The following is a 21837-nucleotide window of genomic DNA, read 5'->3' on the forward strand; positions in this document are numbered from 1 at the left end:
GACTCGATAGCTCAGTTGGTAGAGCACATCACTTTTAATGATGGGGTCCTGGGTTCGAGCCCCAGTCGGGTCACAAATTTAGTGATCAACACTTACTTTCCTTGAAGCATTGACTCGATAGCTCAGTTGGTAGAGCACATCACTTTTAATGATGGGGTCCTGGGTTCGAGCCCCAGTCGGGTCACAAAAGGTCGAGTAATTTATTACTTGGCCTTTTTTAATTTAAGGCCACGTGGAGAAACGGTAGACTTGCCAGCTTGAGGGGCTGGTGCTCGCAAGGGCGTGCGGGTTCAAATCCCGCCGTGGTCACTTTATGGGACAAGGAAGAAAGATTCTTCCTTGTCCCATTTTTATTTAAGGCTACTCGATCGTTAATCATAGTAAAAAGGACTACCCTATTCCATAAATGTACTATTGCAAGAACACATTCAAGGCAGACTGAAGCTTTAATAATCAAATAGTACCTTTAGCGTAAATTATCTTGATAAATCGTGGTCTTCAATCCGATAAAAGTAGAATAGAAATTTAAATCTAGTCTTCGCTTCTTTTAAGCATAAAAAACCCGCCTTTTTTTTAGAAAAGACGAGTTTTTTATGCTTAAAAGAAACTATATCATAGTTCTGCTATGGTTCGATAATTACTTTCATTGCTTTTTCTTCAGAAGCATTTCCAAAGACTTCGTACGCTTTCTCAATTTCTTCCAATTTAAAATGATGCGTGATCAACTTTTTGGGATTTATTTTTTTTGAGGTAACCGTTTTTAATAACATCGGAGTGGTATTAGTATTAACCAAACCTGTTGTCAAGGTAATATTTTGAATCCACAGATCTTGTAATTGTAAATCCACACTTTTACCATGAACCCCAACGACAGCAATGTTACCTCCCGGTCTGATAATTTTCTGGCAGAGATCAAAAGTAGCTGGCATCCCAACGGCCTCAATAGCCACATCTACGCCATCTTTGGTTTCCGAAAGAATTTTTTTAAGCGCATCTTCTTTACCAGAATTAATGGTATCGGTGGCGCCAAATTCTTTAGCTAACTTAAGTCTATTTTCATCTAAATCAATCATATAAATCTTAGCTGGAGAATAAAACAACGAAGTTAATAATGCAGCCATACCAACAGGACCTGCACCCACAATGGCAATAGTGTCGCCTGGCTTTACCTGGCCGTTTATCACTCCTATTTCATGTCCAGTAGGTAAAATATCGCTCAACATCACTAAAGCCTCCTCATCTGATCCAGCAGGTATCAGATGCAAACTGTTATCAGCATGCGGAATACGAACATATTCGGCCTGCGTTCCATTAATAAGATGTCCTAAAATCCAGCCACCGTCTTCACAATGAGAATACATTTGCTTTTTGCAATATTCGCAAGTCCCATCTGAAGTAATGCAGGAAATAATCACATGATCCCCTTTTTTAAAATTTCGAACTCCATCCCCTACCGTTTCAATAACACCAACGCCTTCATGTCCGAGAGTGGTTCCAGGTTTGCAAGTGGGGGTTTTTCCATGCAAAATACCTAAGTCTGTTCCACAAATCGTCGTCTTTAATACACGAACTAAAGCATCTGTTGGTTTTTCAATGCTGGGTACAGCTATTTCTTTTAATTCAATTTTTCCGGGACCACCATAAACAAGGCCTTTCATAGTTTTTTTCATTTCTTTTTTTTTAAAAGATTAATACATTAGTACGTGTTTTTATTTCCAAATGCACTCAAACTATTTTTGCTAATTTGAGCTGTTTATACTGTTTTGCAAATACCATTTTGTTACTACCACTAACGATTGCTACTTAATAAAAAACAATCACTTTGTACGTAAACATCCTTATAAAGATAGTGAAATAAGACCAGAATATTGACAAATAGGAGGCTTTTAACACCCTAAATAAATTCTGAACCGCATCTTAATGGCAGGATTCAAGTTATAAAAACCTACTTCTTTATATTAAAGTACTTTTGATATTGCTTTAAAATCGAAATCAAATTCAACAATTCAAAAACCGGTACTATTCTTTCAGTTCTTTCAGTTCTTTCAGTAGAAGATTAGTTTCTGCAACATCAATTTCTAATTACAATAAGAGAGTAGCTGTAATTTCATTTGCTACATTTTTTAACCATTTAGATTCAAATGGTAAGTGTAACATTTAAAGGTTGCGGTCTGCTTCCATTTTTTTAGTAAGATCGTTTGACTTTTTCTAAACACAGCCAACGGATTACAGAGAGGCAAACGGTACAAATTTTCTTTTTTTTACTGTTAAAAAACCTTCCCTAACGCATTTAAAAAAAAACATAATAATGAAAATCCTTACTGACAAACTAGCGGTTGCTACTAGAAAGACACTTATGTAAAAAAAATATGTGGTTACTTGTTTCACTTGCTATTGTATCGAGTCTTTCTTGTGTTTTTTTTATCTAAATATTCTCACTACTTAAAATAAACCATGTTTGTTTTCGTTATCTAACTATCAAAAAATATTTTTTGCCAAACTACCAATCGTTTACGTCCCAACAAATCGAAGTTATTTATGAGAAAATTAATTCTACTCGCAGTATTACTAAGCTCCTTTGCAAGTTGGAGTCAGAATCCTATCGCTTATGATTTATTTGATCAAGCATTAAAAAAAGCAGAAGTAGGAAATCTAAAAGGAGCCATCGCTGACTACACCAAAGCCATCCGCGTTGATCCATTATTTGCCGAGGCATACTTAAACAGAGCGCTGTTGAAACAAAAATCAGGCGATATAAAAGGCGCTCTAGAGGATGTCAACAAAACCATAATTATAGAACCAAAAAAAGGGGATGCTTACACGACACGAGCTGATATAAATTATAAATCCAAAAATTACACGCAAGCTATTGAAGATTGTACCTCTTCTATCGCTTTGAATCCAAAAGATTATATTGCTTATAATTTGAGGGGATTGTCGAATGTTCACATTCAAAACAAAAAAAACGCATGTGCTGATTTCATCAAAGCAATTAAATTTGGAAGTCAAAGCGCTATTAAAAACAAAAAAATGTTTTGTAAATAAGAGCCCTGATTAGAAACAAAAAAGCGCCTTGACATTAATCAAGACGCTTTTTATTTTTGTAAAAACCGTTTATTTCAGTAATTGCTGTATCGGTTTGAATTGTTCTAAATCTATATCGGATTGTTGCAATACGCTGATCATATCCATTACACTAGTTGGGTTCATATCCTCCCCTAAAATTCGGACCACTGCAAAACCCTTTTCTTTTTTATTTGCATAAAAAATAAATTCTTTGATATGCTCATCCGTTCCAATAAAACTAACCGAAACACCTTCTTTGCCAGAACTAAATTTCATTAATTTCTGGTATTTCTTATCTTTCAAGATCAAGTCAACTTTTGCGCGTTCGATTTCAAACTCTGCCTTATTGGTCTCCGTTAATTTAAAAGCCAGAATATTCATTTTATCAAAAGATTTCAACGCATCATTTTGAGCCACCGATAATTTGGTTTGATCCACATTCAAAATACTAGAGGACACATCGAGCGCCACAAAATTTTTGTTTTCAGTATTTTCCACAAAATACTTCTGTAAGGTAGGCTCTGAATTGCAGCTGATCAGTGATAAACTAGCCCATAGCATGATTATATAAATTACTTTCATCTTATTTTCTTCCTTTAGTCGCTTTTTTTAAATCTTCTCCACCAGGAATACGCATCTTGTCCGTAAGAATCGAAATCTCATTTAAGTCGAAATTACCCGTTAATGACATAAGCACTGTGTCCTCATTTTTTGCTCCTTCAATAAACATTAGCAACTCTCTTATTTGAGTATCCGTCGTCCCTGATTTTACCAGAATTTTAATGTTTCTGCCGTTTTCATTAACGCGCATCAACTCTTCTAAACCAGCTGTTTTTATGTACTTTTCTGCACTAGCCTTCATTTCTCCTTCTACTCTGGTGCTTTTTGTTGTAAAAACTTTAAGATTGTCTAGTTTTTTTATCAAGTTGAGATACTGCTGTGTTTCTTTATCAGAAGCATCGACTTTTACTTTACTCATTAAATCAAACATTTTTCTGTTGACCACAATGGAGGTTACATCATCTTGTCCGTCAAATTTATCAAAGGCTGCTTGCGCAAAAAATGGACTTGAAATAAACACGAGCATTAAAGTGATTAGAATTTTTCCCCCAAAACTTCTGTTATTCCTTTTTTGAATAGTTGCTTTCATTTTTATTAATTATTTTAAATTAGTTTTGTTTTTAGTTTGATATTTTAAATTCTTTCTTTCTCTATTTGAAGTAACAAAAACCCTATTCTTTACGTTTTGGTATTCTTCGATGTAGTATACACTTTTTATGCCAATGTTTATATTATTGGACACCAATGATAATACTTTTTGTGTAGCTCTAAACGCATCTTCAGGATTTTCATAGGTTCCCAAATTTTTATTTTTGTTAGTGTTATCTACATTATAAAAAACATACGTACCTACACTGATCAAAACAACAACAGCTGCAGCAATTGAAAATCCTGCAAAATTTCGTTTTTTATACCCCTTTCTTAATCTTAGAGTGTCAAAAACTGGAATTTCCTGTTTGTTTTGCTGCTCTTTGGCAACAGCCAAGTACTTAAAAAAGGATATGTATTGTTTCAAATGTGGAGCAACATTCTGAGATAAAAAATAGTCCCTCAATTCTTTTTCTTGATCAATGCTGGTTTCTCCTTGCAAATATTTTTTTACTAAGCCCTCCGCTTTATCTAATTCCATAATTATGCGTTTTTGTCATAGATTCCTTGATCGTTCTTCGTGCTCGGGAAAGTGACACCCGGATTGCTGCCTCTTTCATATCAAGTATTACAGCGATTTCTTCAAACTCATACTGCTCAATGTCTCGCATTTGAATAATTAATCGTTGTTGAACAGGTAGTTGATTTATTATTTTTGCAACCCAATTCAAACTATCAAGGTCTTCCATTTTTTTTTCTAGTCCAGTAGTTTTGTCAATATACACTGTACTGCCAATTCTACTATTTTCAGTTCTTTTTGATTTTAACTGGTCTAAGCAATAATTTTTTGTTAGTGTCATGGCAAAAGCTTCTACACTTTTATAAGTAGACAAGCTACCGTTTTTGTTCCACAATTTAACCCAAACTTCTTGTGTCGCATCTTCGGCTTCTTCCGTACTGATAAGCAACCGCTTAGCCAATCGAAAGACTTTATTTTTGAATGGAGCCACCAGTAACACAAAATCATTTTGATTCATACCCATTAAAATCATACAAGTTATACAGTAAAGACGATTCTTGTTTATATTTGCAACAAAAAATTTAAAATAAAACTAAAGTTGGTATTTTTACGTTAATAAAGTATTAAAACATAATTATGAGAACAGCATTCAAATTTACGCTTTTATTTTTCATAGCCACATTGACATTACAAAGTTGTCAGGACAATGATGATATTGCACCGCCAGCCAGTTTAGAAATCCAAGATTTTATCTGGAAAGGAATGAACCAATACTATAGATGGCAAGCTGATGTTCCAAATTTAGCTGACGATCGTTTTGCAGATCAAACCGCATTAAATACTTTTCTGAGAGGTTATCCGGTTCCTGAGGAATTATTTGAAGCTTTAAGAGTGAGTCCTTCCATTGACCGATTCAGTTGGATTGTTAGTGATTATTTAGAACTTGAGGGAGCACTTCAGGGGACTACTAAAAACAATGGTATCGATTTTGGCCTAAGTTACAAACCAGGAAGTAGTACTGAATTATTTGGTTACGTGCGTTATATTATTGCAAACTCAGATGCATCTACTAAAAACATCAAGCGTGGTGATTTCTTCACTGCCGTAAATGGAACGCAACTGACCTTAAGTAACTATGCCTCATTGCTATATGGTGCTAACGAAAGTTACACTTTAGGTCTGGCAGAATTCAACGGAACTACGATTGTTAGCAATGGAAAATCAGTTGCTTTGACAAAAACAGTACTATCAGAAAACCCGATATTAATCAACACAGTCATTACATCTGGAACCCACAAAATAGGATATCTAATGTATAATGGTTTTTATGCTGATTATGACGACGAATTGAATGATGCGTTTGGTCAATTAAAAGCACAAGGAATCACGGACCTGGTTCTAGATTTACGATACAATGGCGGTGGGTCAGTTCAAACTGCTACACGGTTAGCGAGTATGATAACCGGACAATTTACAGGACAAGTTTTTGCTAAACAAGAATGGAATGCAAAAATCAACGCTTATTTCGAAGCTGAAAATCCCGAAGCTTTATTTAATTATTTTACGGATAAAATTGAAACTACAGCTATCAATAGTTTGAAATTGACTAAGGTATACGTCTTAACCAGTGCAAGCACCGCATCAGCGAGTGAATTAGTAATCAATGGATTAGAACCACACATCAACGTAGTGCAAATTGGTGATGTAACAGTTGGGAAAAATGTTGGATCAGTTACTCTTTATGACTCCCCTACTTTTGGATCTGAGAACAGAAATCCAAACCACAAATATGCCATGCAGCCTATTGTTTTAAATATTGTCAACTCAGTTGGGTTTGGGGATTATTACAACGGATTGCAACCTGATGTACTAGTAACAGAAACATTGAGTACGCTAGGTGTTCTTGGCGATCCGGCTGAACCTTTATTAAGTTCCGCTATTGGAAAAATAACAGGAACTTCCAGAATGTTGCGACAAAGTCCTGGACAAGAATTTAAATTTTTCAAGGATACCAAATCAATAAAAGGAATCCAAAATCAAATGTATCTCGAGAAAGCACCAGAAGGACTTTTGAAAGCATTAGAATAAAAACATAGCTATAAACAAAAAAGAGGCTTTCAGTGATGAAAGCCGCTTTCTGTTTATAGAAATTCCGAATTATAGTTTGATATTCAAACCTACTTTAAAATTTCTTCCTAATGTATTATACCCTACATTTTCAACAAAATCAGCATTCAAAATATTGCTAACCGCACCAAAAATCGACAATCTGTTTTTTACCAATTCATAGCGAACAGACGAGTTTACTAACTGATAAGAACCTAAAACAATCTTTGTTGTAGCAAAAGTATTTCCATCAAAAAAAGCATCATTTCTATTGTCTACATATTGATAATCTAAGTTCAAAAACAACCTACTGTTAATTTGAAAACCCAAAGCTGAATTGACTTTATGTTTTGGAATTAATCGGTCCAGAGCGCTATCCACTTGCGTAAAAGTATAATTAGAATTCCAGTTTATTTTTTCGCTCAAGGCAAAAGAGAATTCGGTTTCTACTCCCTTTGCTTTATTCATTCCCTCTATATTAATGTAGTTAGAATCAAAAGTTATCGGATTGAAATAAAATCCGATGAAATTAGTTTGCTCACGGTAAAAAGCAACAGCATTCAGTTTGATTTTTTCATCTAGCAAATATGTTTCAAAACCTGCTTCTACAGTCCGATTTTTCTCTGGTGTCAAATCAGCATTTCCATATTCAGAATACAATTGATACAAACTTGGCGTTACAAAAGCAGTGCTATAAGAGGCTAAAAGCTTCAATGGAATCGATTTAAAATCATACGAAGGATTTACATTGTAAACCAATTGATTTCCATATTGACTGTGAATATTTAATCGCGCACCAGCATTCAAATTCAATCCAAAATCCGTACTAAAAACTCCTGTAATATAGGGATCGATCATATTGAATTTAGTAACTTCTTTCAAATTTCCGCCAAATGGAGTACTGCTATTCATATCATGAAACTGATATTGCGCACCGGCAACAAGAAAGAAAGATTCTGAAAATTCATATTTATTAAAACCATCAACGTTGACGCTTCGGGATTCGTACTGCGAAAATCCGGGCGTATTAGAATAAAAATCAAAATCGTTATACGTACGTACAATTTTGTTAAAGCTTGAATTTAAGACAAATTCCCCTTTAGAATATTTGTATTTTGGTAAAAAACCAAAACGAAATTGTTCTGATTCGGTTGAAAACAAATCGCTATCATTTATCCCAGTATTATCAAAGGAGGCATCATAATCAGAGCTTATCTTATCATAATTACCAAAGAAATCCAATGTTAATTTTTCCGAAGCTTTATATCCTAGTTTTGCCAGATAATTGATTCTGGAAAAGCGATCTTCCTCATAATTATCAGATGGGTTTACGGGAGCAATCTGTGACATTCCGCTAATTTCAGTGCTATTTAAAGAAGCAAAATAATTCACCTTATCAACATTTCCGTTCACCGAGAAACCCTGGTTATAACTATGAGCACTAGTTTTATCCGTATTTGCAGTATTATTAGTTCCTACATTTGCGTACGCATTTCCTTCAATAGATTTCTTTCCTGATTTTTTTAAAGTAATACTAATGACGCCAGTTGCAGCACCAGAGCCGTAAAGCGTGCTCGCTGCTCCTTTCATAATTTCAACACTTTCTACCTGTTCCACTGGAAGCAAACGCAAATCATATTCAAAACTAATTCCTGAGGCATCATTAACCGGAATTCCATCAATGAGAATCAACACTTGATTGTTTTTTCCACCCCGAACGTAATACCCTAAATTTTTACCTGCAGCACTTTGATTTCCGTTAATTTCTAATCCTGCAACAGAACTTAGAATGTTTGCTAAGCTCTGTCCTGCTTTGTTTTTTAAATCCTCAGCAGTAATTTTAGTGATTACTTTTCCTGATTTTTCTTTTGCCAAAGCAAATTTAGAATCGGAAACCACGACTTCTTTCAATTCATCTTCAGAAGAGAAAGTTTGATTTTGTTGCGCAAAAGCACACGAAGTCATTAGTACGCACAACGCACTAATACGAACGATTTTTTTGTTCATTTTATTAAACATTTAGTAACAGCTATTTTCTGTTACATGACTAAAAGTGGGGAGAAAAGCATAGAATAACCCATACCCAAACCTTTTTTCCCGAAAGTTTGATACTCGATGTAAAAGGCAGGTCTCCTGGCTTGCGTCTTGTTGTTTACCTTCTCATTCTTGATTTAGAATTATAGGTTTTTGGTTGAGGTTTTTTTAATCCTAATTCCCAAATCACTACTTATTAAATTTTCGAACAATGGTTTTGTAGATAACAACAAGCTTGATAGCTTACAGTTGCGGGTACAGCGCGAGATTTTCGAATTTAGATTTGTGAAAATTGATTACAGATTTTAAATCTGAAATCAAAAATCGTTAATCAACAATCTTCAATCACTCTCTTCCCTTTTAATGCTGGTTTGAAAAACAAAACAACAACCTTAATACGGGTCAAAGATAAAATTAAGATTGGAATAAAAAATAAAATTTGATTTTTAAAACAGATTAAATATACCTTTGCAGTTCTTAAAAATCGTTTTATGAAATCATTTTTATTAAAATTTTCGCTCTTTTTATTAGCTATTACTTTTAGCGGATGTAAGCAAAATAACAAGAAATCCTCTATTGCAATTACAACCGCTACGAACAAAATTCAATATGCTGAAGGTTTAGAAATTTACAAATATCAGGGCTATTCAATTCTAAAAGTTACCCGTCCTTGGCCTAAAGCCAAAAAAAACTTTACTTATATTTTACAAGAAAAAAACGGTATTATACCGGACAGTTTGAAGCAGTTTTCTATAATTTCAGTTCCAATAGAATCGATTGTTGTTACCTCAACCACCCACATTCCAGCTCTCGAAATGTTAGGTGTTGAAAACACTTTAGTTGGTTTTCCAAACACTGATTATATTTCATCGGAAAAAACCAGAAAGCGCATTGATTCCGGGAATATTAGAGAAGTAGGAACTAACGAAACGCTAAATACCGAGATCTTAATTGATATGGCTCCAAATGTCATCATAAGTTTTGGTTTAAATGACAGTAACCCAACGCTCGATAACCTTCAAAAAAGTGGTTTAAAAGTACTTTTAAATGGCGATTGGGCAGAACAATCTCCACTTGGAAAAGCAGAATGGATTAAATTTTTCGGTGCCTTGTATGGATTGGATTCTAAAGCAAATACCCTCTTTTCCGAAATCGAAAAGGAATATACAAACACTTTGGCTTTAGCCAAAAAAGCAAGAGTAAAACCTACCGTGCTGAGTGGCGCAATGTTTCAAAATCAATGGTATGTGCCGCAAGGTGACAGTTGGGCCGCATTATTTCTAAGAGATGCTCAATCCAATTATTTGTGGGCTGACTCAAAAGGAACGGGTAGTTTATCACTGTCTTTTGAAAAAATTTTAGAAAAAGCTAAAAACGCCGACTACTGGATCGCTCCTGGAGATTTCTCGTCTTTAAAACAAATGAGTGACAGCAATCCGCATTACGGTGAATTTACTTCCTTTAAAAATAAAAAAGTATATTCGTACGGCATAAATAAGGGGGCTAAAGGCGGGATTTTATATTTTGAATGGTCTCCTACCCGACCGGATTGGGTCTTGAAAGACTTGATTAAAATATTTCATCCGGAGCTGTTACCAAACCATAAACTTTTTTTCTTTCAGCAATTACAATAGTTTGACTAAATTAAATCGAAATACAGTACTTTTTATCTTCCTGACTATCGGGATGATTTCTTTGTTTGTCATAAACATCAGTTTAGGCTCCGTTTCTATTCCTGTAAAAGAGGTTTTCAGAAGTCTGACCGGAGGAATCGCGAGCAAAGAAACTTGGGAATATATCCTTATCAATTACCGTTTACCCAAAGCTATTGCTGCTATTCTTGTTGGAATGGGATTGTCCATAAGCGGTTTATTAATGCAAACATTATTTAGAAATCCATTAGCCGGACCCTATGTGCTTGGATTGAGTTCTGGTGCCAGTTTAGGTGTTGCAACCGTGATTTTGGGCGCAACGCTGCTACCACCTTTTTTAAAATCATTTTTACTTTCGTCTTACGGAATTATATTGGCCTCTAGTTTGGGGAGTTTCACCGTTTTACTAGCAGTTTTAGTAATTTCTCATCGGTTACGAGATACGATGGCTATTTTAATAGTTGGGTTGATGTTTGGAAGTTTGACCAGTGCCATTGTTGGAACGCTGACCTATTTCAGCACTGCAGAACAATTACAGAAATTTACATTTTGGTCACTTGGAAATCTTGGTAATTTGTCTTGGACCTCCATTTCTCTTTTATCAGTCTGCGTAACGATTGGATTATTGCTCAGTTTACTTAGTATCAAGCCGCTGAATTCATTACTTCTAGGAGAAAATTATGCTAAAAGTCTGGGGCTTAATTATAAAAAATCACGCTTTATTATCATTTTTGCCACCAGTATTCTAGCGGGAAGTATCACTGCTTTTGCAGGCCCAATTGCTTTTATTGGATTAGCGGTTCCGCATATTGCAAAACTGGTTTTTCAAACGAGCAATCACACAATTTTATTTTGGAGTACTATACTTTTTGGAGCCATTATCATGCTCATTTGCGACAGTATTTCGCAACTTCCCGGCAGTGATTTAACGTTACCAATCAATGCAGTTACTTCTATTTTTGGCGCACCGATCGTCATTTGGTTATTAATTAGGAAAAAAACATTTATTTAAAACACTAACACCTTCTCTTTTTTAAACGCATAGATTCTGTGTTTACATTTCATGACGGAACTACCAACTATTATGAAAAATAAAATCATCTTACAGGCTTTACAAATCAGCATTGGTTATTCTCGTAAAAAAGAGAATGCCCTGGTTGCTTCAAACATTGATTTGTGTTTAGAAAAAGGGAAACTCATCGCTTTAATTGGCGCTAACGGTATTGGTAAATCCACACTTTTACGAACAATAACCGGTATTCAGAAATCGTTATCTGGAATGGTCTTGCTCAATGGGACAAATATTCATGAAATAGATGCTTTGACCTTGGCACAAAATTTAAGTGTAGTTCTCACTGAAAAATTACCCCCTAGCAATCTTACTGTTTTTGAACTCATTGCTTTAGGAAGGCAACCCTACACGAACTGGATTGGTAAATTGACCGCTGAAGATATCGCAAAAGTGAATGAAGCAATGGACTTGACACAAATCAGTCATTTAGCCGCTAAAAAACATTACGAAATTAGTGATGGACAGCTACAAATAGTATTGATTGCGCGGGCTTTGGCGCAAGATACTCCGTTAATTATTCTGGATGAACCCACAACCCATTTGGATTTATTGCATAAGGTGGTTTTGTTTAAACTCTTGAAAAAACTTACAGCGGAAACTCAAAAATGCATCCTTTTTTCGACTCATGACATTGATATGGCCATACAATTGAGTGATGAAATGATTATCATGACTCCAGAAAACACAATCCAAGATCAACCTTGTAATTTGATTCTGAAAGGTACTTTTAATACGCTTTTCAAAGATGAACATATCATCTTTGATGCTGAAAAAGGAAAATTCGTAATTTCCTAAATCTTCAAACTAATTTGTCTTTTTGCTTCGCCAATTATAAAAGCGACCGAATTAGCTATATTAAAACTTCGGATTAGTGGTGACATTGGAATCGTAAGATGATTTGGAAATTCATTTAAAACTGCTTCGCTCAAACCTTTACTTTCTTTTCCAAAAACCAACCAATCTCCATCCTGAAAATCAGTCTCCAAATACGATTTCTCAGCATGAGAACTCATTAAAAAAACTCGTGAAAAATCAGGGATATTTGCTTTCCATTCGGTTATATTCTGATATTCAGTTACATCCAGATGCACCCAATAATCGAGTCCGGAACGCTTTAGATTTTTATCATTAATAACAAAACCAAAAGGATGAATAAGATGCAAACGGCTTTCGGTTCCTACGCACAATCGGCCAATATTTCCGGTGTTATTTGGAATTTCAGGTTCTACTAAAACAATGTTTAACATAGTGTTCTTTATTAAAAGATTGAAAAATTAAAAGATTGAAAAATTCATACTAATCTTTTAATTTTCTATTTGAAAATTTTCTACTTCCTTAACTTCTCCCGCTTGCAAATCATTAAGATGTACATTTCCTATTCGTACCCGAACCAATCGCAAGGTAGGAAAACCAACGGCTGCAGTCATTTTTCGTACTTGGCGAAACTTTCCTTCATTGACTGTAATCGAGGCCCAAGAAGTTGGCCCATGGCGTTCATCCCGTATTTTTTTTCCTCTGACTCCAAAAGCAGGAATTTCAGATATCAAGGAAGCTTTGCACGGTTTAGTAATGTATTTAGTACCATTAAAACCAATTTCAACTCCTTTTTGAAGTCGTTCAATGGCGTCCTGATTGATAACACCATCTACTTGAACATAGTATTCCTTATCGACTTTTTTGCTTCTAATGATTTCGCTCATCATTCCGTCCGTGGTCAACAGCAATAATCCTTCTGAATCTTCATCAAGACGGCCTATTGCCATAGTTCCTTTTGGAAAATCATACAACGCGCCTAGTAGTTTCTTTTTTCTTTTGAGTTCATAAATAAATTGACTCAGATAGCCGTACGGTTTGTGTATGATGAAATGCGAATGAGACATGATATTCTTTTCTTTTTTGGCACAAAGATAGCTTTGTTTTTAATGGGTTAAAAAAAGTAAAACCGAAAACATTTATTGGTGTAAACCAAAACTTTTAGTAAAGGATGGAATTACTACAGATTAAAAATGAACTGCTATTGGAGTAAAGGGTGTTATCTTTAAAAATAAAACAGGGAATAGCAAGGAGTACTATTCAATAAAAATCCCTTATGAATAAAATACAAACGAAGCTTTTATCTAAAAAATCTACGCAAAAATACAAATCCTGAAGTACAGCTTTTGAAATCAAAGAAAATATAAAACTAGAAAAAATAAGAATTCATTTTATTGAAAAAAAAGCAAATAATTGGGTTTTATTGAAGCTCTTATCTTTTAGAATAAAGTTCTTTTAAATTATTTGGTGATTAAAATGGCGATAATTCAGAAAAAAAATGTTCCATATAATCCTATTTTGCCCCAAAACTATGCGTCGAAAAACTTAGAGAGTATTTTGATTTCTCAAAGGAAACCATCAAACTTTTGTCTATTTTTACCGATTAACAAAAAGAACTTCTATGTCAAATATACTTCCATTTTTATTGATTTTCATCGTAGCGCTCGTCGTTGGAATTTTTATTGGAAAACTTATATTTTCTGCCCGATTCCAATCGGAAAAAATCAGTTTAGAAGAAAAACTAATCGCTCACACATCCCAATTTAACCAACTAAAGGAACAGATAACCATTGAAAAAACTACTTTCGAAAAGCAATTAGAAAATACTAACACTGAAAAAGAAAGTATTCGGAATGAAAAAGACAGCTTAGCGATCCAACTTTCGAAAAAAGAAGTTGATTTTGAGAATCTTTGGGAACGCAACAAAGAACAAAAAGAGGAAGTCGAGAAATTACAGGAAAAATTTACTAAAGAATTTGAAAATCTTGCTAATAGAATCCTAGAAGAAAAGTCGAATAAATTTACCGAACAGAACAAAGAAAATATGAAAAATATCCTGACCCCATTACAGGATAAAATTCAATTGTTTGAAAAGAAAGTCGAAGACACTCATAAAGAAAGTATTGATTATCATGCGGCTTTGCGCCAACAAATTTTGGGATTACGAGAAATGAATATCCAAATGAGTAAGGAGACGATCAACCTCACCAAGGCTTTGAAAGGCGACAGTAAGATGCAGGGCAATTGGGGCGAATTAGTATTAGAGCGCGTTCTTGAGAAATCAGGACTAGAAAAAGGCCGCGAATATGAAGTGCAACAAGCCTTTACAACCGAAGACGGAAATCGTGTTTTTCCGGATGTTGTTATCAATTTACCAGACGGAAAGAAGATGATTGTCGATTCTAAAGTTTCTTTGACCGCTTATGAAAAATACATCAATGAAGAAGATGAGATTTTGAAGATCAGTTATCTAAAAGAACATGTCAGTTCCATCAAGCGTCACGTAGAACAATTAGGAAATAAAAATTACCACGATTTATATCAAATAGAAAGTCCAGATTTTGTGTTACTTTTTATTCCAATTGAACCTGCATTTGCGATGGCGCTAAATGAAGATACTAGTTTGTACAATAAAGCTTTTGAGAAAAACATTGTTATAGTGACTCCAGCAACTTTGTTAGCAACTTTACGAACGATCGACAGCATGTGGACCAATCAGAAACAACAGGAAAACGCACTAGAAATTGCACGACAAGCAGGCGCTTTATATGATAAATTTGAAGGTTTTGTCGCGGATTTAATCAAAATTGGAAAAAAAATAGACGAGAGCAAAGTTGAATATAGTGGTGCGATGAACAAACTCGTAGAAGGAAAAGGGAACTTGATTATAAGTGTCGAAAAATTAAAGAAAATGGGAGCCAAAGCAAAGAAAGCGCTTCCGGAGAGCATCATTAATCGAGCTGAAAAAGACGAAAATCAGCTTTTAAACTAAACTAAAAATGAAAAAATTTATACTAATTATTTCCGTAATTTTAGTGGTAGCAATGGTTGGTTATTTTGCTTTTTTATACAATGCTACATACAGCGAAGGAGTTCGTTCCGGCGAATTAATCAAAGTGAGTAGAAAGGGAGTTGTATATAAAACTTGGGAAGGCGAAATAAGTCAGGGCATTTCCGGTGCGCAAATATTTGCTTTTTCAGTAATGGACAGTGAGCAAAAAGTAATTACCGACTTGAAGAAATATGAAGGTCAATATGTACAAGTTACCTACAAAGAACGATACAGAACTTACCCATGGTGGGGTGATACGCATTATTTTGTAACAAATGTCAAGAAAGTCACCTCTCCTTTTAAAATCAAATAAATGAATACAATTTTTAAAACCGTCGCATCATCTGACATCAGCATAGCCGAATTGATGCTACCATCAAATACTAATTTTAGCGGTAAGATTCACGGAGGTTATATCTTATCACTAATGGACCAAATTGCTTTTGCCTGTGCATCAAAATTTTCAGGAAACTACTGTGTAACGGCGTCAGTTGATACCGTTAATTTTCTAAAGCCTATTGAAGTTGGCGAATTAGTGACTATGAAAGCTAATGTAAACTATGTAGGTAAAAGCTCGATGATAATTGGAATTCGCGTAGAAGCAGAAAACATTCAAACCGGAACAATCAAACATTGTAATTCCTCTTATTTCACGATGGTCGCTAAAGATAAAGAAGGAAATAGTGTTCTTGTACCCAGATTAATACTGACGAATCTCAATGAAGTTCGCCGTTTTTATAATTGTGTTAAACAGATAGCATTAAAAAAAGAAAAAAATCTACATAAAGAAGAGTTTGATTACGGTTCTGAAAAAGCTTTAAAAAGTTTAGAAAAGTACAATATTCGGGTAGAATTATAATATTATAGTCTGTTAGTAGTTCTGATTCAAAATGTTTGTTCTTGCGTTTTTAAAGTACAATTCTACAAAAATTATCGATAGGCTTTTTACTAAGCAATAAGAATAAAACAAGGTTGCATTTTTTTTACTGTATAAGTCATGTAAGTTTAAGTTTCAATTGTGTTAGCCTTGTGTAACTTAAACAATCATAAGGTCATTTAAGGTTTAATTCTTATATGACTTATATGTTAAATACTATTTCACTCCTTTTTTAGTATGACATTAAATAAGTCCAGCTACTTAGAAGCTATCTGTATGAATAATTTTTTTAGTTCAATATTGCTACTTTTCACACAGCTACCGAAACACAAACCCACTCAAACTGACAAAAATCATGACCACAGCTAATTACAGCAAAGCGATTGTTTTAAGCATCTGTTATTCAATAACATATGTTTAATTTCTTATTAAAAATGAACAAAAAAATTAACTTGTTCAGGCTTTATTACAAGGAATTAATACCTATATATTTGCTGCTTTTTTTGTAATTTTAAGTAATTTAATTCATAAATGATTATGAAAAAAATTACTCTAATAATACTACTGTTTGCTGTTATGGCGTGTATTGCTCAAGAAAAGATGATGTCCAATACCGGAATCATTAATTTTGAGGCTTCGATACCATTGTTTGAAGAAGTTACAGCAATAAATCAGAACACGACTTGTGTTTTACTTCCTAAAACCGGTCAGATTATTTGTTGGATTAATATCAAAGACTTTAAGTTTAAAAGAACTTTGATGGAGGAACATTTTAACAATAATTATATGGAAAGCAACCGTTTTCCAAAAGCAATTTTTAAAGGAAAGATTGAGAATTTCGATTTAAAAAAAATAAATACAGCTCTTGCAGAATACCAAATAAACGGAAAAATGACCATCCGTGGAAGAACAAAAAAAATTATTTTGAGCGCCACTCTTAAAAAACTGGATCAGGGAATAGAGTTAAACGCAAAATTTCCAATAAATACGGATGATTTTAACATTATAATCCCTTTAATGGTACGCAGCAAAATATCGAAAAATGTGAATACAAAAATTATTTGTGTACTGTATTAATGCTATTTTGCTAAACAATTTCTTAAGGCTCCTTCTAGATTTTTAAATTTAAACTTGAAACCCGTTTGTTCGATTTTATCGGCGGAAACTCTTCGTCCCGTTAAAACGATTACAGACATTTCACCCATGACTAACTTCAAGACAAAAGAAGGTACATTAGGCAACCAAATCGCATAACCATATACACAGGCCAATGTTTTAGAAAAAATAGTATTGGTTGTATTATCATTAATGGCCGCATTGTATGGACCATTCATTTCCGGATTGACAATTGCATGCAAATAAGCAGCACATAGGTCATCTATATGAATCCACGGCATATACTGCTTGCCTGAACCCAATGCAGAACCAAGCCTATACTTAAATAGAGGTATCAGTTTTTTTAAAACACCATCATCTTTCCCGAGCACAAGTCCAGTTCGAATTTTGACGGTTCGAATATTCAAATTCTCAATAAAACCTATTGCATCTTCCCATTTTTGACACGTATAACCCAAAAAATCATTAGCAGATGGCATATCCTCCGTACAAATTTCAGAACCATTTACCGCTCCATAGATTCCCACTGCAGACGCTGAAACGAAAACCTCAATTTTTTTATTGTGCTTTTTCAAAACAGAATATAATAATAAGGTCGACTGCTCCCGGCTATCAATAATTGCCGCTTTTCTCTTGGCTGTCCACTTTTCTTCTCCAATATTTTCTCCGGCCAGATGAACTATATAATCTGCGTTTAAAACGGCCTCTTCCTCCATCGTTTGATTTTCGACATCCCATTTGTAGTAAAAAACAGCTTCTTTATTTTGTTTTTCACTCCTGCTCAAGATAGAAACGGTATATCCCTTTTCTAATAATAATGCAGTTAAATTTCTTCCTACAAATCCCGACCCACCGCTGATTAATACATTCTTTTTCATAATAGTGTAAAGCTACTACTTTATATTGATATAAATTTATATTAAATTTTGTTTAACTTTATTAATATATGCTTAAACATTCACTACCTTTATACCCTAATTTGAAACAGACTTAAAATGGCAACTAAAAAAACCACAGTAACAAAAGAAAAAATAGTTTCAATGTACATGGACTACGTACTTGAACACAGCGAAAAACCAAAATCAGTGTATCATTTTACTAAAATTAATGATTTTACTGAAACTGAATTTTATGCGTTTTTTGGTACTATAGAAAGTATTGAGAAAGAAATTTTCAAGATGTTTGTAGAAAAAACAATTGACTTGTTGAATAAAAACAAGGAATACGAAATGTATGACATGAAAAGTAAAATGTTAAGCTTTTACTTTACATTTTTCGAAATTTTGACTGCAAACAGAAGTTATGTAGTTCTTGTATTAAAGGAACACAACAATCAACTAAAAAAACTAATGCAACTTTCTGGGCTACGAAATAGTTTCAGAAATTATTTGACGGAGATCATTGACGATGAATTTAGAACACAGCAAGAAAAGCTACAAAACTTTCAAGAAAAATCTTTTCAGGAAACCTCTTGGATTCAGCTTTTGTTGACACTCAAATTTTGGTTAGATGATTCCTCTCCCGCTTTTGAGAAAACAGATATTTATATCGAAAAATCAGTAAAGGTAACTTTTGAGTTAATGAATATAGCTCCAATAGATAGCTTAATAGACTTTGGAAAATTTATATTCAAAGAAAAAATATACAACAAGTAATGAAAACAATAGACTACATCCCTACTTCAAAAATTGAACGAGCTACCAAATTAATGCAAACTGGTGCTAAAGTTGGTGTGAACTACCTTAAATATTATGGCGAAAAGATTGTCAACTCTGATTTGACTCGTGATAAATTAAATGAAAATAATGCCGAAGATATTTACGATGGTTTAAAAAGTTTAAAAGGAAGTGCATTAAAAGTAGCGCAAATGCTTAGTATGGACAAAAGTTTTCTACCACAAGCTTATGTAGAAAAATTTTCACTTTCCCAATTTTCTGTTCCGCCATTATCGGCTCCGTTAGTATTGAAAACATTCAAAACAAATTTTGGAAAAACACCCTACGAAATTTTTGATGAATTTAATGCTACGTCCCGAAATGCTGCAAGTATTGGTCAAGTACATGTAGCTGTTAAAGATGGTAAAAAACTAGCCGTTAAAATTCAATATCCCGGCGTTGCTAATAGCATTTCATCGGATTTAGCAATGGTAAAACCTATTGCCGTGAGAATGTTCAATCTTCAAGGAAAAGATTCTGATAAATATTTTAAGGAAGTAGAAGATAAATTAATTGAAGAAACCAATTATTTATTAGAATTAAAGCAAAGTCAAGAGGTGGTCCTTGCTTGTAAAAAAATTGAAAACCTGATTTTTCCGGAATATTATCCTGATTTTTCATCTGACAAAATCATTACGATGGACTGGATGACGGGAAAACATCTTTCTGAGTTTACTAAAGAAAATACCAATCAGGAAACTGCAAATAAAATTGGTCAGGCCTTATGGAACTTTTACATGTATCAAATTCATGTTCTGAAAAAAGTACACGCTGATCCACATCCTGGAAATTTCCTTGTAAATGATGAAAATCAATTAATAGCATTGGACTTTGGATGTATGAAACAAATTCCAATGGAATTCTACACACCGTATTTTGAATTAATTGATAAAAAAGTAATCAATAGTAAGAAATTATTCAATGCTAAATTATTTGAATTAGAAATTTTACGTGTAGATGATTCCGAAGCTGAAATAGCTTATTTCACCGAGTTGTTTTATGATTTATTGTCCTTGTTTACAAAACCGTTTCAATCAAAAACATTTGATTTTTCAGATGAAAGCTTTTTTGAAAGCATTGCACAATTAGGCGAACGCTTTTCCAAAGATACTAATCTTCGAAAAATGAACGGGAATCGAGGATCTAAACATTTCATTTACATGAACAGAACCTTTTTTGGCTTGTACAATTTAATGTTTGATTTGAAATCATCAATCGTGGTAAATGAATACGAAAAATACAAGTAGTGAAAAAGGAAAATTTGCCTTCAAAAATATGCTTGGTGTGCAATAGGCCTTTCACTTGGCGTAAAAAATGGGAAAAAGTCTGGGACGAAGTTAAATATTGTAGCGAAAAATGCAAAAGAAACAAAAAGGGTTAGTTTGGTTTAGGAATGATTTAAGAATTCATGACAATGAGTCGCTATCTACTGCGATGAAGGAAAATGACAGCGTGATTGCAATTTATTGCTTTGATCCAAGACATTTTGAAGATACAGAATATGGGTTTAAAAAAACAGAAAAGTTCCGGGCCAAATTTCTATTAGAATCAGTTGCCGCTTTAAAACAAAATCTAAAGAGTTTAAATATTTCTTTATTGGTTTACAACCAAAAACCAGAAGACTGTATTCCAGCGATTATCATTCAAAATGAAATTAGTTCGATCTATTTTCAAGAAGAATGGACTTCCGAGGAGATGGTAGTTTCAGAAAAAATAAAAGCTCAAGTTCCAAATTCAGTAACGTTTAAAGGCAGTTACAATCAGTTCTTGTTTCACCCAGACGAAATGCCGTTTGATATTGAATCGGTTCCCAATGTTTTTACTCAATTCAGAAATAAATGCGAAAAGTTAGCTAAAGTCAGAACTGAATTTTCAGTTCAACCGCTTTCAACCGATAATTATGTGAAAAATGAGACTGTCATTCCTACTATAGAAAATTTAGGTTTTACTGATTTTAGTATAGATTCCAGAACGGCATTTCCTTTTAGTGGTGGTGAAGACGAAGCGATGAAACGGATGCACAATTATTTTTGGGAAACCAAAAAACTGAGCGTTTACAAAGTGACTCGTAACGGATTAATTGGAGCTGATTTTAGTTCGAAATTTTCTCCTTGGCTGGCCAATGGATCAATTTCTGCCAAAACTATTTATTGGGAAATTTTAAAATATGAGCAGCAAATCGAAAAGAACGACTCGACCTACTGGTTAATATTTGAACTAATTTGGAGAGATTACTTTAAATATATTTCATTAAAAAATGGAAATTCAATTTTTAAGATTGGCGGTATTTTAGGTAAAGATTACGATTGGAAAAACAACAAATATGCCATCAATAAATGGATTAATGGTACAACGGAAGAACCTTTTGTAAATGCAAATATGATTGAATTGGAACAAACAGGTTGGATGAGCAATCGCGGCCGTCAAAATGTAGGATCGTATTTTGCCAAAAACCTGCTACTGGATTGGCGCATAGGAGCTGCATACTTTGAAGCGATGCTTATTGATTACGATGTTCATAGCAATTATGGAAATTGGATGTATGTTTCAGGAGTAGGTAACGATCCCAGAGATCGAAAATTTAATATTAAATTACAGGCCACGAATTACGACGGACAATCAAAATTTCAAAAATTATGGCTTCAACAACAATTATTTTAAAAAA

22 protein-coding genes, 3 tRNA genes and 1 riboswitch are annotated in these 21837 nt (G+C 33.9%); of the genes, 16 read left to right on the forward strand and 9 right to left on the reverse strand.

Annotated features, from left to right (window positions below):
- The 3 genes from ACEN2F_RS10415 to ACEN2F_RS10425 all read left to right on the forward strand — a co-directional run bounded on the left by ACEN2F_RS10415 (position 1) and on the right by ACEN2F_RS10425 (position 309).
- Positions 1 to 73: transfer RNA gene (locus tag ACEN2F_RS10415), tRNA-Lys, on the forward strand.
- A gap of 38 nt (positions 74 to 111) precedes the next feature.
- Positions 112 to 184: transfer RNA gene (locus ACEN2F_RS10420), tRNA-Lys, on the forward strand.
- A gap of 42 nt (positions 185 to 226) precedes the next feature.
- A tRNA-Leu gene (locus tag ACEN2F_RS10425) sits at positions 227 to 309 on the forward strand.
- Between the two features lie 314 nt (positions 310 to 623).
- Here the strand turns inward: ACEN2F_RS10425 and ACEN2F_RS10430 are convergent.
- Entirely contained in the window at positions 624 to 1670 is a 1047-nt protein-coding gene (locus tag ACEN2F_RS10430; RefSeq protein WP_441738768.1) for a zinc-dependent alcohol dehydrogenase family protein, read from the reverse strand.
- 868 nt (positions 1671 to 2538) lie between these two features.
- On the opposite strand from ACEN2F_RS10430, the gene ACEN2F_RS10435 reads away from it, so the two are divergent.
- Positions 2539 to 3045, forward strand: a complete 507-nt coding sequence (locus ACEN2F_RS10435; protein WP_441738771.1) for a tetratricopeptide repeat protein — start codon at positions 2539 to 2541, stop codon at positions 3043 to 3045.
- Positions 3046 to 3114: 69 nt separating this feature from the next.
- Here ACEN2F_RS10435 and ACEN2F_RS10440 read toward each other — a convergent pair whose 3' ends face one another.
- Genes ACEN2F_RS10440 through ACEN2F_RS10455 form a run of 4 tightly spaced genes read right to left on the reverse strand, consistent with a single transcriptional unit; the run spans position 3115 to position 5252 of the window.
- A complete protein-coding gene (locus tag ACEN2F_RS10440; protein WP_441738774.1) occupies positions 3115 to 3648 on the reverse strand; it encodes a DUF4252 domain-containing protein in 534 nt (177 codons plus the stop codon).
- Between the two features lies 1 nt (position 3649).
- Positions 3650 to 4216 (reverse strand): DUF4252 domain-containing protein, encoded by a 567-nt coding sequence (locus ACEN2F_RS10445; RefSeq protein WP_441738777.1) that lies wholly within the window; start codon positions 4214 to 4216, stop codon positions 3650 to 3652.
- Between the two features lie 9 nt (positions 4217 to 4225).
- Entirely contained in the window at positions 4226 to 4756 is a 531-nt protein-coding gene (locus ACEN2F_RS10450; protein WP_441738780.1) for a hypothetical protein, read from the reverse strand.
- Complete coding sequence (locus ACEN2F_RS10455; protein ID WP_441739070.1) at positions 4743 to 5252, reverse strand: RNA polymerase sigma factor; 510 nt, start codon at positions 5250 to 5252, stop codon at positions 4743 to 4745. Before ACEN2F_RS10455 ends, ACEN2F_RS10450 begins: the two co-directional genes overlap by 14 nt.
- 119 nt (positions 5253 to 5371) lie before the next feature.
- Between ACEN2F_RS10455 and ACEN2F_RS10460 the strand changes: the two genes are divergently transcribed.
- Positions 5372 to 6823: a S41 family peptidase gene (locus ACEN2F_RS10460; protein WP_441738783.1), complete on the forward strand. Its 1452-nt coding sequence runs from the start codon at positions 5372 to 5374 to the stop codon at positions 6821 to 6823.
- A gap of 69 nt (positions 6824 to 6892) precedes the next feature.
- Here ACEN2F_RS10460 and ACEN2F_RS10465 read toward each other — a convergent pair whose 3' ends face one another.
- On the reverse strand, positions 6893 to 8848 hold the full coding sequence (locus ACEN2F_RS10465; RefSeq protein WP_441738786.1) for a TonB-dependent receptor plug domain-containing protein: 1956 nt from the start codon (positions 8846 to 8848) through the stop codon (positions 6893 to 6895).
- A gap of 99 nt (positions 8849 to 8947) precedes the next feature.
- Positions 8948 to 9285: riboswitch (cobalamin riboswitch) on the reverse strand.
- Between the two features lie 81 nt (positions 9286 to 9366).
- On the opposite strand from ACEN2F_RS10465, the gene ACEN2F_RS10470 reads away from it, so the two are divergent.
- The 3 genes from ACEN2F_RS10470 (at position 9367) to ACEN2F_RS10480 (ending at position 12394) form a co-directional block, all read left to right on the forward strand.
- The gene (locus ACEN2F_RS10470; protein WP_441738789.1) at positions 9367 to 10509 is read left to right on the forward strand and encodes an ABC transporter substrate-binding protein; all 1143 of its coding nucleotides are present in this window, start codon (positions 9367 to 9369) and stop codon (positions 10507 to 10509) included.
- A 1-nt stretch (position 10510) separates the two neighbouring features.
- The gene (locus tag ACEN2F_RS10475) at positions 10511 to 11539 is read left to right on the forward strand and encodes an iron chelate uptake ABC transporter family permease subunit (RefSeq protein ID WP_441738792.1); all 1029 of its coding nucleotides are present in this window, start codon (positions 10511 to 10513) and stop codon (positions 11537 to 11539) included.
- 72 nt (positions 11540 to 11611) lie between these two features.
- The gene (locus tag ACEN2F_RS10480; RefSeq protein ID WP_441738795.1) at positions 11612 to 12394 is read left to right on the forward strand and encodes an ABC transporter ATP-binding protein; all 783 of its coding nucleotides are present in this window, start codon (positions 11612 to 11614) and stop codon (positions 12392 to 12394) included.
- Here ACEN2F_RS10480 and ACEN2F_RS10485 read toward each other — a convergent pair.
- Together ACEN2F_RS10485 and ACEN2F_RS10490 are read right to left on the reverse strand one after the other, a co-directional pair.
- Positions 12391 to 12846, reverse strand: a complete 456-nt coding sequence (locus tag ACEN2F_RS10485; RefSeq protein ID WP_441738797.1) for a tRNA (cytidine(34)-2'-O)-methyltransferase — start codon at positions 12844 to 12846, stop codon at positions 12391 to 12393. The genes ACEN2F_RS10480 and ACEN2F_RS10485 overlap by 4 nt on opposite strands.
- 57 nt (positions 12847 to 12903) lie before the next feature.
- Positions 12904 to 13479: a pseudouridine synthase gene (locus tag ACEN2F_RS10490; protein WP_441738799.1), complete on the reverse strand. Its 576-nt coding sequence runs from the start codon at positions 13477 to 13479 to the stop codon at positions 12904 to 12906.
- 554 nt (positions 13480 to 14033) lie between these two features.
- On the opposite strand from ACEN2F_RS10490, the gene rmuC reads away from it, so the two are divergent.
- The 4 genes from rmuC (at position 14034) to ACEN2F_RS10510 (ending at position 17418) form a co-directional block, all read left to right on the forward strand.
- Positions 14034 to 15404 carry a DNA recombination protein RmuC gene (gene rmuC, locus ACEN2F_RS10495; protein ID WP_441738802.1) on the forward strand — a complete coding sequence of 457 codons (1371 nt, stop codon included), beginning with the start codon at positions 14034 to 14036 and terminating at the stop codon, positions 15402 to 15404.
- Positions 15405 to 15411: 7 nt separating this feature from the next.
- The gene (locus ACEN2F_RS10500; protein WP_441738804.1) at positions 15412 to 15777 is read left to right on the forward strand and encodes a 6-phosphogluconate dehydrogenase; all 366 of its coding nucleotides are present in this window, start codon (positions 15412 to 15414) and stop codon (positions 15775 to 15777) included.
- Positions 15778 to 16323: an acyl-CoA thioesterase gene (locus tag ACEN2F_RS10505; protein WP_441738807.1), complete on the forward strand. Its 546-nt coding sequence runs from the start codon at positions 15778 to 15780 to the stop codon at positions 16321 to 16323.
- Positions 16324 to 16878: 555 nt separating this feature from the next.
- The gene (locus tag ACEN2F_RS10510) at positions 16879 to 17418 is read left to right on the forward strand and encodes a YceI family protein (protein WP_441738810.1); all 540 of its coding nucleotides are present in this window, start codon (positions 16879 to 16881) and stop codon (positions 17416 to 17418) included.
- 2 nt (positions 17419 to 17420) lie between these two features.
- Here ACEN2F_RS10510 and ACEN2F_RS10515 read toward each other — a convergent pair whose 3' ends face one another.
- The gene (locus ACEN2F_RS10515; RefSeq protein ID WP_441738812.1) at positions 17421 to 18335 is read right to left on the reverse strand and encodes a TIGR01777 family oxidoreductase; all 915 of its coding nucleotides are present in this window, start codon (positions 18333 to 18335) and stop codon (positions 17421 to 17423) included.
- A 117-nt stretch (positions 18336 to 18452) separates the two neighbouring features.
- Between ACEN2F_RS10515 and ACEN2F_RS10520 the strand changes: the two genes are divergently transcribed.
- From ACEN2F_RS10520 to ACEN2F_RS10535, 4 genes are read left to right on the forward strand one after another with little or no spacing between them, the layout of a single operon-like run.
- Positions 18453 to 19112 (forward strand): TetR family transcriptional regulator C-terminal domain-containing protein, encoded by a 660-nt coding sequence (locus ACEN2F_RS10520; RefSeq protein WP_441738814.1) that lies wholly within the window; start codon positions 18453 to 18455, stop codon positions 19110 to 19112.
- Positions 19112 to 20419: an ABC1 kinase family protein gene (locus ACEN2F_RS10525; protein WP_441738816.1), complete on the forward strand. Its 1308-nt coding sequence runs from the start codon at positions 19112 to 19114 to the stop codon at positions 20417 to 20419. Before ACEN2F_RS10520 ends, ACEN2F_RS10525 begins: the two co-directional genes overlap by 1 nt.
- Complete coding sequence (locus ACEN2F_RS10530; RefSeq protein ID WP_441738819.1) at positions 20419 to 20553, forward strand: DUF2256 domain-containing protein; 135 nt, start codon at positions 20419 to 20421, stop codon at positions 20551 to 20553. The genes ACEN2F_RS10525 and ACEN2F_RS10530 overlap by 1 nt, the downstream gene beginning before the upstream one ends.
- A complete protein-coding gene (locus tag ACEN2F_RS10535; protein WP_441738821.1) occupies positions 20529 to 21833 on the forward strand; it encodes a DASH family cryptochrome in 1305 nt (434 codons plus the stop codon). The genes ACEN2F_RS10530 and ACEN2F_RS10535 overlap by 25 nt, the downstream gene beginning before the upstream one ends.
- The last annotated feature ends 4 nt before the right edge of the window (positions 21834 to 21837 follow it).

The sequence above is a fragment of the Flavobacterium sp. W20_MBD1_R3 genome (assembly GCF_052119725.1).
Classification (GTDB): Bacteria; Bacteroidota; Bacteroidia; order Flavobacteriales; family Flavobacteriaceae; genus Flavobacterium.